This is a genomic window from Bartonella sp. MM73XJBT.G (assembly GCF_028618435.1).
Lineage (GTDB): Bacteria > Pseudomonadota > Alphaproteobacteria > Rhizobiales > Rhizobiaceae > Bartonella.
The window spans coordinates 46,237-61,898 of sequence record NZ_JAQISW010000011.1 but is presented as its reverse complement, the minus strand read 5'-3'; the positions used below and the strand labels follow the sequence as shown (position 1 = coordinate 61,898).

Sequence of the window (15,662 nt, the reverse complement as noted above, 5' to 3'; positions counted from 1 at the left end):
ATATGCTTTAAACTCACCAAAAAATTTCGTAATCGCTGCTGTCAACGAAGTCTTCCCATGATCAACGTGACCAATCGTACCTATATTAACATGCGGTTTCGTACGTTCAAATTTGCTCTTCGCCATTTGAGCTCTCCATTTTCCGTCCAAGCCAAGGACTAAGTTAAAAATTAATTTACCAACCTAAAATTACGCGTATTTCTTTTGAATCTCCAAAGCAACAGCCGAAGGGACAGGCTCGTAATGATCAAACTGCATTGTATACTGCGCACGCCCCTGGCTCATAGAGCGAAGGGTATTCACATAACCAAACATATTTGCCAATGGAACCATCGCATTCACAACCGTTGCAATACCGCGTGCCTCAGTTCCTGAAATCTGTCCCCGACGAGAATTGAGATCACCAATAACATCACCAACATAATCATCTGGTGTAACAACTTCCACCTTCATGATCGGTTCAAGAAGCTGCGCACCTGCCTTCTTAGCACCATCACGAAAAGCTGCACGAGCAGCAATTTCAAAAGCCAATACAGACGAATCAACATCGTGATACCCACCATCGATAAGAGTAGCTTTTACACCAAGCATAGGGAAACCTGCAAGAGGACCTGACCCCATAACACTTTCAATCCCCTTTTGAACGCCCGGAATATATTCTTTAGGGACAGCACCACCAACAATCTTCGACTCAAAAATAAAATCATCACCTTCATGAGGCTCAAAAACAATTTTCACACGAGCAAATTGACCAGCACCACCCGATTGTTTCTTATGGGTATAATCAACCTCAGCCATCTTAGTAATTGACTCACGATAAGCAACCTGAGGCTGCCCAACATTTGCTTCAACCTTAAATTCACGCCGCATACGATCGACAATAATATCAAGATGAAGCTCACCCATTCCAGCTATAATGGTCTGACCTGATTCCTCATCTGATTTAACACGAAACGAAGGATCTTCCGCAGCCAAACGATTAAGAGCAATACCCATTTTCTCCTGATCTGCTTTTGTTTTCGGTTCAATCGCAATCTCAATAACGGGCTCAGGAAATTCCATCCGCTCCAAAATAACAGGCTTTAAAGGATCACAAAGTGTATCACCCGTTGTTGTTTCCTTAAGACCCGCAAGAGCAACAATATCACCAGCAAATGCTTCTTCAACATCCTCACGAGAATTTGAATGCATTTGAAGCATACGTCCTAAACGCTCCTTCTTCTTCTTAACAGTATTTTCAAGAGAAACACCTTTGTGAACTTTACCAGAGTAAATACGACAGAAAGTCAAGGAACCAACAAAAGGATCATTCATAATTTTAAAAGCAAGCATAGAGAGCGGAGCTTCATCAGAAGATTCACGCGTCGTCTCAGCTTCAGTCTTCACATCAATACCCTTAATCGCAGGAATATCAATCGGAGAAGGAAGATAGGAAACAACAGCATCCAAAAGCGGTTGAACACCCTTGTTTTTAAAAGCTGTACCACAAAGAACAGGATGAAACTGAACCTCTACAGTTCCCTTACGGATAAGAGAAACAAGTTGCTCGTTGGTTGGCATAACACCTTCCAAATAAGCCTCCATAGCAGACTCATCAACTTCTACAGCCATTTCAATGAGTTTTTCGCGATATTCTTCAGCCTTTTCTTTTAAGTCAGAAGGAATTTCACTTATCACCGCTGAAGCACCAATAGAACCATCCCACTTTAAAGCCTTCATCTCAACAAGGTCAACAACACCTTCAAAATCATTTTCTGCGCCGATAGGCAACTGCAAAACAAGTGCTTTAGCCCCTAATCGCGAACCAACCATTTCGACACTACGGTAGAAATCAGCACCTATTTTATCCATTTTATTAACAAAAACCATGCGGGGAACACGATATTTCTCAGCCTGCCGCCAAACAGTTTCTGTCTGAGGCTCAACACCAGCATTAGCATCCAATAATGCTATCGCCCCATCAAGAACACGCAAAGAACGCTCAACCTCGATAGTAAAATCAACGTGCCCTGGCGTATCAATGATATTAAAGCGACGCTTACGACCATCACGCCCTTCCCAAAACGTCGTTGTCGCTGCAGATGTGATGGTAATGCCGCGCTCTTGTTCCTGCTCCATCCAGTCCATCGTAGAAGCACCATCATGGGTCTCACCGATTTTGTGATTCTTACCCGTATAGAACAGAATACGTTCAGTCATCGTAGTCTTACCGGCATCAATATGAGCCATAATACCAAAATTACGATAATCTTCAATTTTATATTCGCGAGCCATTATATTTGCCTTAGTTTAAAACTTCTACCAGCGATAATGCGAGAATGCACGGTTAGCCTCAGCCATACGATGGACATCTTCACGCTTTTTCACGGCAGAACCGCGATTATTAGCTGCATCCATGAGTTCAGCAGATAAACGCTCAATCATCGTTGTTTCATTCCGCCCACGCGCTGCCGAAATTAACCAACGAATTGCAAGAGCCTGACGACGATCAGGACGAACATCAATCGGAACCTGATAAGTAGCCCCCCCAACACGACGAGAACGAACCTCAATATGAGGAGCAACATTCTCTAAAGCCCGATGAAAGAGATCTATAGGATCTGTTTTTACTTTTCTCTCCACAGAATCAAGCGCACCATAAACAATACGCTCTGCAACTGACTTTTTACCATCAAACATAATGGCATTCATAAATTTTGTAACAACCAAATCACCAAACTTAGGATCTGGATTAATTTCACGTTTTTCTGCTCTATGACGACGGGACATTAGCTTTGTCTCTCAATATTATTTTGGACGCTTCGCGCCATACTTTGAACGACGCTGTTTACGATTCTTGACACCCTGAGTATCAAGCAAACCACGAATAATGTGATAACGAACCCCAGGCAAATCTTTCACACGACCACCACGGATCATCACAACAGAGTGCTCTTGAAGATTATGTCCCTCTCCAGGAATATAACCAATCACTTCAAATCCATTCGTCAAACGAACTTTAGCAACTTTACGAAGAGCAGAATTAGGCTTCTTCGGCGTTGTTGTATAAACACGCGTACAAACACCACGCTTCTGCGGATTCGACTGCAGAGCAGGAACTTTATTACGTTTAACTGGCGCTACACGCGGCTTGCGAATCAACTGGTTTACGGTAGGCATGCAACCTTCCTCTTTTCGATCTACATTCGTCTCACCCAATCGGGTACTTCTATTTCTGCCTTCATCCACTCCAACAGAATCAGAACAGATTCCTAATTCTACACACAAAATCGGGCATAGCTGCTAAAAACAGTCTACCCGATCACAAGCAGAGAAGGCAATAGCCTTTTGCACTAGCATTTGCTTTTAATCCTATTAACACCCGCTTAAATGATCTTTTGCTTCATATCCAAAATAAATGATCATTTCGACATCGGTTACATTGGTGTCTAATAGCGAGAACACAGACATTCGTCAAGAACTAAACAGCAGAAAGTTTTCAAAAATCAAAATAAATTAAATTTTAAAACTTTAAATTTGCTTTTATTGGGTCTCTTGATAAATTAATTTGCCATAGTAATATCGCCTATATTAAAAACAATAATGTGACTGCGGTAAAAATATTAACGCAGCAAATTGAATTGCATATTTGATATCAAATTATGAGTGCCATGAAAATAGCAACGTGGAATATCGCCGGAATAAAAGCACGACATGAAACATTATATCAATGGCTACAGCAAAGTCAGCCAGACATAGTTTGTCTACAGGAAATTAAAAGTATTGATGAAAACTTTCCACGTAATGCAATAGAAAATCTAGGTTACCATATAGAAACACACGGACAAAAAAGCTTTAATGGCGTTGCGATTCTTTCTAAAAAAACACCGGATGAGGTGATCCGTCGATTACCAGGCAACGATAATGATGAACAAACACGTTACATTGAAGCCGTTTATTCAACGAACAAGGGTGTTGTACGTATTGCATCTCTTTATTTGCCAAATGGAAATCCTATTGAGAGTGAAAAATATTCCTATAAAATGGAATGGATGGAAAGATTATATGCACACGCAAAATCATTGCTTGCGTATGAGGAGCCCCTTATTCTAGCCGGCGATTATAATGTCATCCCTACCTCACGCGATGCAAAAAAACCTCAAGAATGGAATCAAGATGCCTTATTTCTTCGAAAAACAAGAAAAGCATTCCAGCGTATCCTTCATTTAGGTCTTTACGATGCTATCCGAAATGTCACCGATACACCCTCCTTCAGTTTTTGGGATTTCCAAGCTGGAGCATGGCCTAAAAATAATGGGATTCGCATTGATCATTTACTCTTATCACCAGAAGCAATTGATCACCTTATTTGCGCTCATAGTCAAACAGAAGTAAGGGGATACCCAAAACCATCTGACCACGTTCCTGTTTGGATTCATCTTAATATCAATTAAGGAAGTATAGCCCTTATTTCATAAGACCACAAAAAAATTCCACTCAGAAAAATAACTATGCTACATCATTCAAACAGTATATCTTAAGTAACTAAAATAAAAATGAATAAATGGAGGACATAAATGAAGAAATCATTGTTAATGTTTATTGCAGCAGCAGCCATTGGGCTCACAAGCGTCGCGCATGCTGAAAATGATACGTTTGAAAAAATAAAACAAACAGGGCAAATCACTTTAGGAGTCCGTGAAGCATCGGGGTTGGCCTACGCCCTTGGTAATAATAAATATGTAGGCTTTCATACAGAAATGGCAGAACGTATCATTGATGATATCTCAAAAAAAATTGGTAAACCGATTAAAATCCATTATCTTCCTATCACATCTCAAAATAGAATTCCTCTCTTAAAAAATAAAACCTATGATTTTGAGTGTGGCTCAACAACAAATGATATTGCACGTAGCAAAGAAGCAGCATTTGCTTATACAACATACGTTGAAGAAGTTCGGATTGCTGTAAAGAAAAACTCTAACATTAAATCTCTTGATGATTTAAATGGAAAAACAGTTGCAACAACCACCGGTACGACATCTGTTCAACTTATTCGTAAAAACAAACGTGCAAAAAACATTCACTTTAAGGTCATCAAAGGAAAAGATCACGCAGATAGTTTCTTATTACTCGAATCGGGTCGTGCCGATGCATTTGTTATGGATGCCTCAATTCTCGCTGGAAATATTGCAAAATCAAAGAATCCATCTGATTATGTCATTCTTGACACCGTACTTTCAGTTGAACCCATCGCCTGCATGCTGAGATTACATGACAAAAAATTTGAACAAGCAATCAATGACAGTATCCTACGTCAGATTAAAGACGAATCACTTGAAAAGCTTTATAATAAGTGGTTCATGAAACCGATTCCTCCTGCGAATACTGTTATGAACCTTCCCTTATCAAAACAGACGAGATATGCTTGGGATCATCCAAACAATAAGCCTCGCGAAAGCTACACAGAAAAAGATTTATAGAATTTGAAAAGAAGAACCACACTCTTTGAAAATTGAGTGTGGTTTATATTTTAGTTCACTTTTTAATAAATTCTGCTTATGTAGATAGGCTTGATTTATCGTTCTATTTGTGAATGACTAATTTGAGGGAATATTAATTAATGGATTTTTCTTTCCTTTGTAGAGATGACCTTACTCAGACACTGGTAACAGGATGCTTGGGCACTCCCGGCGTGAGTCATACTTATTTAGATACACTTCTTGATGGCTTAAAAAATACGGTTATATTGTCCATCTCTTCACTTATATTAGCTATATTTTGTGGTGTTATTATAGGAACAATGCGCACTTTACCCAAAACATCGATAATCAATTATATATTTCGCACTATCGGTACTATTTGGGTAGAAGTTATGCGTAACATTCCCCTTCTTGTACAGGTATTTTTATGGTATTTTGTTGTTCCTAAGATTTATCCCCCAGCGATGAAATTTTCCCCCATTCTCTTAATAACATGTGCATTGGGATTCTTTACATCGGCACGTATTGCAGAACAGGTTCGCTCAGGCATTGAAGCGATTTCTTCAGGACAACGCTATGCTGCTATGGCAATGGGATTTACAACTTATCAAAGTTATCGCTATATTATACTACCACGTGCTATTCGTACAATTATGCCACCGCTTACTTCAGAAGCAATGGGCATTGTGAAGAATTCATCTATAGCATTCGCTGTTTCAATAAATGAGCTCATGCAATTTCAATACCAAACAATTGAAGAGGTAAGTCATGTTTACGAAAACTATTTACTTGTTACGATTCTTTATATTCTCATAGCCTTATTTGTATTCATTGTGATGACAGTTATTGAACAAATGCTCAAAATTCCTAATTTTCAAACAAAGGGAAATTGAATATGATAAATTTCATAAGCTCTCAGTTTGGACTTTATTTTCCTTTCAATTTTTCCGACTTTGATTTTTCCTTTTTTACCTTTGATGTATTTCGTTCTTACATTTTATCAGGTTTACTCTTTAGCGTTTTTCTAACACTTTTTGCAACGGTATTAGGATTTGTTTTCGGCACACTTTTAGCGATGATGCGCCTTTCTTCCGTAAAACTTCTTTCTTGGATTGCAATCGTTTACATAACAGCGATGCGTTCAATACCACTTGTGATGGTTATCTTATGGTTTTTTGTGCTTCTACCTTTTTTAACGGGAACATCCATCGGTGCTAATAAATCAGCACTTATTACCTTTACCGCATTTGAAACGGCTTATTTTGCTGAAATTATGCGGGCTGGTATCAATTCAGTTCCGCAAGGACAAAAATATGCGGGACAAGCTCTTGGGATGAATTATTGGCAAAGTATGTATATTGTCATTCTTCCTCAAGCTTTTAGAGATATGCTTCCTGTCTTTTTAACACAAGTCATTATCCTTTTTCAGGATACAACCCTCGTGTACGCCATCAGTGGTCATAGCCTTTTGAATGGCTTTGATATTGCTGCTAATAATTTTGGTGTAAAACAAGAGGCTTATATTTTAGCAGCTATTTTTTATTTTGTGATCTGTTTTACATTGTCACAAATCGTTTTATATTTACAAAAAAAAGTATCCATTATTCGCTAACAGGAAAAAAAATGTCTACGCATATGATCGAAGTAAAAAATGTTTCTAATTGGTATGGCGAAATTAACGTTCTTAAAAATTGTACAACCAATATTAACAAAGGAGAAGTGGTTGTCGTTTGTGGACCATCAGGCTCAGGAAAATCAACACTCATTAAAACGATTAACGCTCTCGTCCCTTTTCAAAAAGGTGAAATTTGGATTAATGGAACACCAATTCATTCAAAAAAAACAAATCTGCCTAAATTGCGCAGCCATGTAGGAATGGTCTTTCAGCATTTCGAACTTTTTCCTCATTTATCTGTCACAGAAAATTTGACAATTGCACAAATAAAAGTCCTGAAACGAAGTAAAAAAGAAGCACTTGAACGTGGTTTGTTATATCTTGAACGCGTTGGGCTCCTTGAACATAAAGACAAATATCCGGGACAACTTTCTGGAGGGCAACAACAGCGTGTTGCTATTGCACGTGCCTTAACCATGGATCCACTTGTTATGCTTTTTGATGAACCAACCTCTGCTTTAGATCCTGAAATGGTAGGTGAAGTACTTGACGTCATGATCAGTTTAGCAGAAGAAGGAATGACGATGATTTGTGTAACCCATGAAATGGGATTTGCACAAAAAGTCTCGGAGCGTGTTATTTTCATGGATCAAGGAACAATTCTTGAAGACTGTTTATCTAAAGAGTTCTTTTCTAATCAGCAAGACAGAACACCAAGAACGCAAGAATTTTTGTCTAAAATCCTAAGTCATTAGCCGTTATATCATCGGAAAAAGCTCTCTCTACTATAAACTTGAATATAAAATAACAAAGTTTAATAGCAGATGAGAGGATGTAAAGAATATTACAAGCAGATAGTCAAAAGTTCTTATTTTTTAAAATATCCGCAACCAATGAAATTGCTGTACGTCTTTCAAATTCATTACAAAGAGTAAAAGCCTGCTCTTGCAAAGGGTAAATCCAATTTCTGTCTTTTACATTCGCTTTTTCATAGGCAGCAGCTAACATTGCCGTCCCGCGAATGATTTTTCCTTCTTGAATCAACATATTCCCAAGAATCGCTTGGGCAGCAGAATTTCCTTTTTTTGCTGAAAGTTGAAACCACCGTGCTGCTTGTATAAGATTCTTCTCCCTTCCCTCTCCCTTTAAAAATATTTTTCCTAAATGATACTGAGCTTTAGAATTTCCATAGTTCACCGCAGCCTGCATATAAAAACGAATGGCATAAGAAGGATTAGGGTTCACAGGCGATTGAGGAATACCTTTTTCCATATAGCCAGCAAGCTTAACCAATGCATCAGAAACATAACTTTCATCCTCTGAGCCAAGATCAGCACCTTTTTCAACGATATATACAAAAAAATGATAAGCTTTGTAATCATCTTTAGGGATACCATCACCGTTTGCATAGATAGAGCCAAGTTTCCAATTTGCGCCAATATGGCCCCTCTTAGCGGCACAAAATAGAGCTGAAAGTGCCTGATTTATCTGCCCATTTTTATAAGCAGACATGCCACGTTTAAAAAAATAAAACGAACCATCATGCAATTCCTGCAAGCTATTAACATCTATGGCATAAACAGTCGAAAAAAATCCTCCTAAAGTCACAATAATCGTAGCTTTTTTCCATATCTGAAAACTCTTGATCATTTTCCCCCTCTCTCAATGTTAATTGTTCTATCTATTTAAATTTCTTTGTATATCTTTAAAAGCTTCTTCTTAGTAAAAATACGAGAAATTCTAATAAATGAAAACTATCAAAACTGTTCAATAAAATAACCTACGCATTGAACAAAATTTCAAGAATGGAGGAAATCATGATGAATGGTAACATTTAACTACAAAAAATAACATGCAAGATGGATAAAATATAATGATGATCATTAACTTATCCCTTCACAATTATCTCTCCAGCTTAAAGATAAAGTTTCCCACTCCCACCAATCTGTAAACAATCCATTTTTTTGATAGATTCTAACTTCTGGTCACCTTATATACTTTTCTTCATAGATGATATATTGATTTATAATAATAATTTTCTGTTTTTTATTGAATGAGATCCCCGAATAATGCTATGAAGTTATCCATCAAAAAAGTAAAAATCAACCCAACCGCTCTAAAGCAATAGATACCTTCTTTCGCGCAGCACGTAATTCTATCACCCTATTTTGTTCGCTTTCAACAATTTCTGCTTTTGCATTTGCTATAAATTTGGGATTATTTAATTTAAGCGATATTTTTTCAATATCTTGTTCAATTTTACGGACCTCCTTCCTCAAACGAACACGTTCAGCCTCCAAATCAACCAACTGCCCTAATGGCAAACAAAAAACAGCCTCTCCCGAAATCATTTGTGCCGATACTTCCGGAACCTTATCAGAAAAATCAATGACTTCAATACGCGCTAACTTTTTAAGAAGTGCATCATAACGCTGCACACGCTCTCGCGTCACGTCTCCTGCTTCGACAACGACAAGAGGTGCTCGTGTAGCCGCTGGGATATTCATTTCAAAACGTACAGACCGAATCCCCGTGACCACATCAATAAGCCAATTAATATCAGCAGCAGCAGCCTCATCTATCAATGTTTTCTCTGGCCATTTTGTCAACGCGAGCATATCTTCACGCTTGATCTCTTGCGTTTCTGTAAGAGCCCACAACTCTTCTGTCATATGAGGCATAAAGGGATGAAGAAGTTTATAGACTTCATCTAAAATCCAAGCAGTACAAGCTTGAGCCTCATTTTTAGCCTCTTCATTTTCACTCTGAAAGATAGGTTTGAGAAGCTCTAAATACCAATCACAGAATGTATTCCAAATGAAACGGTAAAGTGTAGCTGCAGACTCATTGAACTTATAATTTTCAATACCCGTCGTCACTGCTGAAATTGTTTTAGAGAGTTCTGTTAAAATCCAACGATTAAGTGCCAGCTTTGCACATTCTGGCTTAAAAGTAGAATCATGCTTTACACCATTCATCTGTGCAAATCGGGTAGCATTCCACAATTTCGTAGCAAAATTGCGATAACCAGCAATACGGGAAGTATCAAGTTTTACATCACGACCTTGCGCTGCCATAATAGCCAAAGTAAAACGAAGGGCATCAGCGCTATACTGATCAATAAGCTCTAAGGGATCAATAATATTTCCCTTTGATTTTGACATCTTTGCACCCTTTTGATCTCGGACAAGAGCGTGCACATAAACCGTTGGGAAAGGAACTTCACCCATAAAGTGAAGTCCCATCATCATCATACGAGCAACCCAGAAAAAAATAATATCAAATCCTGTCACGGATAAAGATGTTGGATAAAAAGTCGATAATTCAGTCGTTTTATCGGGCCATCCTAATGTTGAAAAAGGCCAAAGAGCTGATGAAAACCAAGTATCTAAAACATCCGGATCGCGGATTAATTCAACCACCTCACCATAATGAGCAAAAGCCGAATCTAAAGCCTCTTTTTCACTTTTTTCAACAAAAACTGTTCCATCAGGACCATACCAAGCAGGAATCTGATGTCCCCACCATAATTGGCGAGAAATGCACCAAGGCTGAATATTTTGCATCCAATTGAAGTAGGTTTTTTTCCAGTTATCGGGAACAAACTGCGTTTTTCCTTGTTGAACAGCCTCTATCGCGGGCTTTGCTAATTCAGCAGCATGAACATACCATTGATCTGTCAAAAAAGGTTCAATAGGTACACCACTGCGATCTCCATGAGGAACCATATGGGAATGATCATCAACAGAAGCTAAATATCCTCCTTCTTCCATCAAAGAAATAATCTTCTGGCGTGCAACAAAACGATCAGCTTTATCGAGATTTTCTACTAACATTTTTAGTTCATCTGATAAAACCAAACCATCAAAAAACGCTTCATTCTCACAAAGAAAAATCTCGGCATTTTGAGTAAAAATATTGATTAAGCGTAAATCATTACGCTGTCCTACTTCAAAGTCATTAAAGTCATGGGCTGGTGTGATTTTTACCGCACCACTTCCTGCTTCAGGATCAGCATGCGTATCACCGACAATCAATAACCTACGACCAACAAGGGGCAAAAGAGCATTTTTACCGATAAGATTTTTATAACGCTCATCTTCAGGATTAACAGCAATCCCTGTATCACCAAGCATTGTCTCTGGTCGTGTTGTCGCCACTGTTATAAAAGTTGTCGCATCATTTGGATCAAAAACTTTACCCTCAAGCGGATATCTAAAATGCCACAAATGCCCTTGAACTTCTTTTTGTTCAACTTCAAGATCCGAAATAGCCGTTAACAATTTAGGATCCCAATTGACGAGGCGCTTATCTCTATATATCAATCCTTGCTTATAAAGTGTGACAAAGACTTCACGAACAGCCTGCGACAACCCCTCATCCATTGTAAAGCGCTCACGCGACCAATCACATGAAACGCCAAGACGGCGCAACTGGTTCGCAATAACACCTCCCGTTTCATGACGCCATTCCCAAATACGCTCAATAAATTTTTCTCTTCCCATTTCTTGACGCGTTGGCTCTTGGCGTTCTGCAAGCTGACGCTCTACAACCATTTGTGTAGCAATCCCAGCATGATCCATACCAGGCTGCCACAATACATTTTTGCCACGCATCCGCTGAAATCTAACCATTATATCTTGAATTGTCGTATTGAGCGCATGACCCATATGAAGTGAGCCTGTAACATTAGGCGGTGGAAGCATAACACAAAAAGGTTCTGCTCCACTTTTAGAACCCGCTCCCGCTTTAAAAGCTCCACGAGTCTCCCATCTCTTTGCAACCCGTTGCTCTATGGAAGCAGCATCATAGTTTTTTTCTAACATTCTATCCATCCATAACGCCGCTGAAAAACATAAAAATAATGTCAAAAAATCATTAAGATGACTTTTTAATCGCCTTCACAATTTCTTCACGTAAAATATCTTCCAGCAAAACAGGCAATTTAGACTGCAACCATTCTGCTATAGCCGGCCGCAACACATCCCTTGCAATCTTTTCTGCAGAAGAAATACAATACGCAGACAACTCTACACGACCAGTCCTTCCAGATTCTGATTGTGGCTTTCTGATCTCATCTTCATATTCTTTTGCTTTATAAACAGAATTCCGTTCTTCAGAAGCAAGCTTCATCTTTTGCACATCCACACCAACTGTATTATTTTCTACCGCTGTATCCTCTTTCTCTTGTGCACTCCCTCCGCCTTGATTTTCAGCAGAAAGACCAATGCGATCAGCTAAAGCTTTCATAGCATCATCAACCGATAGAGTTGTATCATAAATACCTTCTGAAGCAACTTCTGAATGATCTTCCGAAGCATTTACTGCGACATCTTCATTTAAAAAATGATTAGATTGAACAGCATTTTCTTCGATTATTTCACGAATAGATGTCAAAATTTCATCCATACTTGGCTCACGTAACACGCTTGAACTCTGTACCATACTTTACAACCTCTCAAAGACGCAACAACAAATAGAATCATATTTTCAGTGTATGCAAAAGAATTATAAGATCAACATGCCTCTCGTGATATTTTCAAATATGCTTATCATAAAGAGGGCGCTACACACAACTTCCTGCATTTTAAAAGAACATATCACTGCTCTATTTTTCAACATATCCAACAACGGATTAACTAATTTTTTAAAAATTAAAATTATTTGAAATCAAAGGAGCTATTTTTATGCATTATCGAATATATTGAATTGTTTTTAAGCCTAGATAATTCGGTGTTAATTTACCAATAGACGATTGAACACTATAGCTCGCTACAACAGCATTACGCTCTGCCATTGCGAGCGCAATTTGAGCATTAATCAATTGAGTACGAGAATTTAAAACATCTAATGTTGTTGCCTGCCCTACGTGATTTTCTTGAACACGACCTTTAAGAGCAATTTCAGCAGCACGAACACTTTCACGGTAAGCAATAACAGATGCGCGTGCAGCTTCCAACTGGAACCAAGCAGAAGTAAGGGCTTGTCTCGTATTACTATGGGCCAAATCGAGTTGAAGCTGCGCCTGTCCAAGCTGCTCCTTCGATTGGCGAATCTGTGCAGACGTACGCCCCCCTTCAAAGATCGGAACACTTAACGACAACCCTATCGATTTAGAAAAGCCATCCTGACCAGCACCACTGTATATCCGATTATAAGATGCTGTTGCAGAAAAATCAATTTTAGGAAGGAGTGCTCCTTCTTTCGCTTTTACATTGTAACCACTCGCATTGACTAAATATTGAGCATAAAGGATTGCTGGATGCATCACAACGCTCATTTGGTAAGCCGTATCAAGATTGACGGGAAGATTTGTGGCAACGGGTGGACGTTTTAGCTTTTCAGGATCAGAACCAATAATTTGTCGATACACTGCTTCTGCTGCTTTTACATCAGCACGAGCAAGACTCAGTTCTGAAACCGCCACGGAACGTGCAGCTTGGGCTTGAGCAAGATCAACACGCCCTCCCTCACCCACATCAAATTTTGCTTTATTGGAACGAACTTGCTCTTCAAGAGCTGCTAAATTTTCTCTCCGAAGATCGGCAACACGACGCACCTGATAGACATTCGCATAAGCTGTCACAGTCTCTAGAAAGGTATTTTGTTCAGCATTACGAAGATACTCACGTTGCGCCTGCAGCTTAACTTGAGCTGAAGAAAACATATTTTGCGTGATAAAACCGTCAAATAATCTTTGGTTTAATCTTACCCCTATAGATCCAGAAGTTACATAAGGACCTGTAAAAGACTTACTCCGCCCATAGCTTCCAACTCCTTCAACTTGTGGTAATAACCCTGATCGCGCGATGACAACATCATCACTGGCTATACGAACAGCCGCCCGTTCACTATTCAACTTAGCGTTGTGTTTATAAGCTTTAGAAAAAGCATCCATCAATGTTTCAGCACAAACAGTCTCTGAGAGTAAAAGACTCAATACCAACAAAAAACACGCCTGAAACTTCTTGCTTAATTTAAACACAATACACACAATAACAAACCCCAAATAGATAACCAAACTATCTTTTATTCATAAAATGAACAAGTACTAAAATACAAAATCAGGTGTTTTTAAAAAACAAGGAAGAGGCTTTACGGCAAGATTAAAAGCTCGACAGCAAGAAATGATTCCATCTTCTTTTATGTAGATTCGTGCTACAGCAGCATTTCCATCCCCTTCAACCACAACAAGACGTCCACTGTCTTTCATTTGATCAAAGATACCTTGTGGAATAAAATCGACAGATCCCTCTATAAAAATCACATCATAAGGTCCCTCAACAGTATATCCCTGCTCTAATGGACCAAGAATGACAACCACATTATCACATTGATTATGTTCCAAAGCTTCAAGAGCATGTTCAAAAAGAGATTGATTACTTTCCAACGCAATTACAGACCCTGCAAGTTTTGAAAGCAAGGCCGCACAATAACCACTATTTGCACCAATATCTAAAACAACATCTGATGATTTTACAGCAGCAAGCTGTAACAATTTTGCGAGAGATGCCGGTTTCATCAAATAGCGTGCAGGAGCTTCATCGCGCACTGGACATAAAACAATATCGGTATCAAGATAGCTTAATGCTTTCATATCTTCCGATACAAAATCTTCACGAGATATCGTTAAAAACGCTTCAAGAACTGATAAATCCGTTACATCAACTGTACGAATTTGATTGTCAACCATTTTGCGACGAAGCTCAGCAAAATCTGCAACCATAACGACTATTTCTCCTAACCTACAAAAAATAAACAAAACAGTAACAATGAAGGACTAAGATCTCTTACACTGTAGGTGTTACAAAAAAAGATACGACAGTCAACAACTCGATTCTAACAGGACAATTTCTTATACAAAAGCGTTTTTATATTCTTATATAAAAGTGCCTTTATAACTGTAGAGGGAAATAATCTCTATCTTATGCCTCCCCTAAAAGCCGTTTCATTTAAAATCGGCTGGAGGCCTCGCCCGGAATCGAACCGGGATACAAGGATTTGCAGTCCTCTGCGTAACCATTCCGCCACAAGGCCTCATCAACAAATATAGAGGTTTCAATAAGGGAATGCAAAGCATCCGTCAAGCTGTAGAAACCTTCTATCACCTTTTTTCCTCTTACTTATACAATTTATCATATTTTTTTTAAAAAAAGTAATTTTATCCTTTGCAAATCAGTATTGCTTTGCTATAGGCTCTTCAGCTAGATGGTTGAGTATCGTTCCCCGGTAGCTCAGCGGTAGAGCAACCGGCTGTTAACCGGTTGGTCGCTGGTTCGAATCCGGCCCGGGGAGCCATTTAATTCTTTTCTTCATATAACTTATTGCTTTTGGTAATATTTTTTAAAGTTAGGGATGCCCGAATAAGTGTAAGGGAATAAGATTTTTGCAATAAGATAGAAATACAATATCCGAGAGGATGTGTTTCTTACAATGAATGATTGATCCATTAAAAAAGTTATTGCACAAATTTTTTCTTATGGGTTAATTTCAAGATAATTGTTTTTTCAAACTACCCTACCGCACACCTTTATCAGAAAACACTGTAATTATTGGTACGTTATAAATTACGATTTATTTCATGA

General features: G+C 38.6%; 14 protein-coding genes and 2 tRNA genes. 6 read left to right on the top strand and 10 right to left on the bottom strand.

Annotated elements, in window-relative coordinates; all coding sequences use genetic code 11:
• From PVV59_RS06805 to rpsL, 4 genes are all read right to left on the bottom strand, one after another.
• A partial coding sequence (locus PVV59_RS06805; RefSeq protein WP_244455647.1) for a GTP-binding protein occupies window positions 1-126 on the bottom strand: 126 nt, incomplete at its 3' end.
• A 63-nt stretch (window positions 127-189) separates the two neighbouring features.
• On the bottom strand, window positions 190-2,274 hold the full coding sequence (gene fusA / locus PVV59_RS06800; RefSeq protein WP_273755405.1) for an elongation factor G: 2,085 nt from the start codon (window positions 2,272-2,274) through the stop codon (window positions 190-192).
• 24 nt (window positions 2,275-2,298) lie between these two features.
• The gene (rpsG, locus tag PVV59_RS06795; protein WP_273755404.1) at window positions 2,299-2,769 is read right to left on the bottom strand and encodes a 30S ribosomal protein S7; all 471 of its coding nucleotides are present in this window, start codon (window positions 2,767-2,769) and stop codon (window positions 2,299-2,301) included.
• An 18-nt stretch (window positions 2,770-2,787) separates the two neighbouring features.
• The gene (gene rpsL, locus PVV59_RS06790; protein ID WP_004859227.1) at window positions 2,788-3,159 is read right to left on the bottom strand and encodes a 30S ribosomal protein S12; all 372 of its coding nucleotides are present in this window, start codon (window positions 3,157-3,159) and stop codon (window positions 2,788-2,790) included.
• 491 nt (window positions 3,160-3,650) lie between these two features.
• Between rpsL and xth the strand changes: the two genes are divergently transcribed.
• From xth to PVV59_RS06765, 5 genes are all read left to right on the top strand, one after another.
• A complete protein-coding gene (gene xth, locus PVV59_RS06785; protein ID WP_273755403.1) occupies window positions 3,651-4,433 on the top strand; it encodes an exodeoxyribonuclease III in 783 nt (260 codons plus the stop codon).
• Window positions 4,434-4,556: 123 nt separating this feature from the next.
• Window positions 4,557-5,462: a transporter substrate-binding domain-containing protein gene (locus PVV59_RS06780; RefSeq protein WP_273755402.1), complete on the top strand. Its 906-nt coding sequence runs from the start codon at window positions 4,557-4,559 to the stop codon at window positions 5,460-5,462.
• A 140-nt stretch (window positions 5,463-5,602) separates the two neighbouring features.
• Window positions 5,603-6,355 (top strand): amino acid ABC transporter permease, encoded by a 753-nt coding sequence (locus tag PVV59_RS06775; protein WP_273755401.1) that lies wholly within the window; start codon window positions 5,603-5,605, stop codon window positions 6,353-6,355.
• 2 nt (window positions 6,356-6,357) lie between these two features.
• Window positions 6,358-7,074 carry an amino acid ABC transporter permease gene (locus PVV59_RS06770; RefSeq protein ID WP_273755400.1) on the top strand — a complete coding sequence of 239 codons (717 nt, stop codon included), beginning with the start codon at window positions 6,358-6,360 and terminating at the stop codon, window positions 7,072-7,074.
• 11 nt (window positions 7,075-7,085) lie between these two features.
• Entirely contained in the window at window positions 7,086-7,832 is a 747-nt protein-coding gene (locus PVV59_RS06765; RefSeq protein WP_273755399.1) for an amino acid ABC transporter ATP-binding protein, read from the top strand.
• A 103-nt stretch (window positions 7,833-7,935) separates the two neighbouring features.
• On the opposite strand, the gene PVV59_RS06760 is transcribed toward PVV59_RS06765, so the two are convergent.
• The 6 genes from PVV59_RS06760 to PVV59_RS06735 all read right to left on the bottom strand — a co-directional run bounded on the left by PVV59_RS06760 (window position 7,936) and on the right by PVV59_RS06735 (window position 15,114).
• Window positions 7,936-8,727: a tetratricopeptide repeat protein gene (locus PVV59_RS06760; protein WP_273755398.1), complete on the bottom strand. Its 792-nt coding sequence runs from the start codon at window positions 8,725-8,727 to the stop codon at window positions 7,936-7,938.
• 452 nt (window positions 8,728-9,179) lie between these two features.
• Window positions 9,180-11,903 (bottom strand): valine--tRNA ligase, encoded by a 2,724-nt coding sequence (locus PVV59_RS06755; protein WP_273755397.1) that lies wholly within the window; start codon window positions 11,901-11,903, stop codon window positions 9,180-9,182.
• 52 nt (window positions 11,904-11,955) lie between these two features.
• The gene (locus tag PVV59_RS06750) at window positions 11,956-12,522 is read right to left on the bottom strand and encodes a DUF2497 domain-containing protein (protein WP_273755396.1); all 567 of its coding nucleotides are present in this window, start codon (window positions 12,520-12,522) and stop codon (window positions 11,956-11,958) included.
• 247 nt (window positions 12,523-12,769) lie between these two features.
• Window positions 12,770-14,071: a TolC family outer membrane protein gene (locus tag PVV59_RS06745; protein ID WP_273755395.1), complete on the bottom strand. Its 1,302-nt coding sequence runs from the start codon at window positions 14,069-14,071 to the stop codon at window positions 12,770-12,772.
• A 57-nt stretch (window positions 14,072-14,128) separates the two neighbouring features.
• The gene (locus PVV59_RS06740) at window positions 14,129-14,803 is read right to left on the bottom strand and encodes a protein-L-isoaspartate O-methyltransferase (RefSeq protein WP_273755394.1); all 675 of its coding nucleotides are present in this window, start codon (window positions 14,801-14,803) and stop codon (window positions 14,129-14,131) included.
• A gap of 237 nt (window positions 14,804-15,040) precedes the next feature.
• A tRNA-Cys gene (locus PVV59_RS06735) sits at window positions 15,041-15,114 on the bottom strand.
• Window positions 15,115-15,300: 186 nt separating this feature from the next.
• Between PVV59_RS06735 and PVV59_RS06730 the strand changes: the two genes are divergently transcribed.
• Window positions 15,301-15,375: transfer RNA gene (locus PVV59_RS06730), tRNA-Asn, on the top strand.
• Window positions 15,376-15,662: the final 287 nt, after the last annotated feature.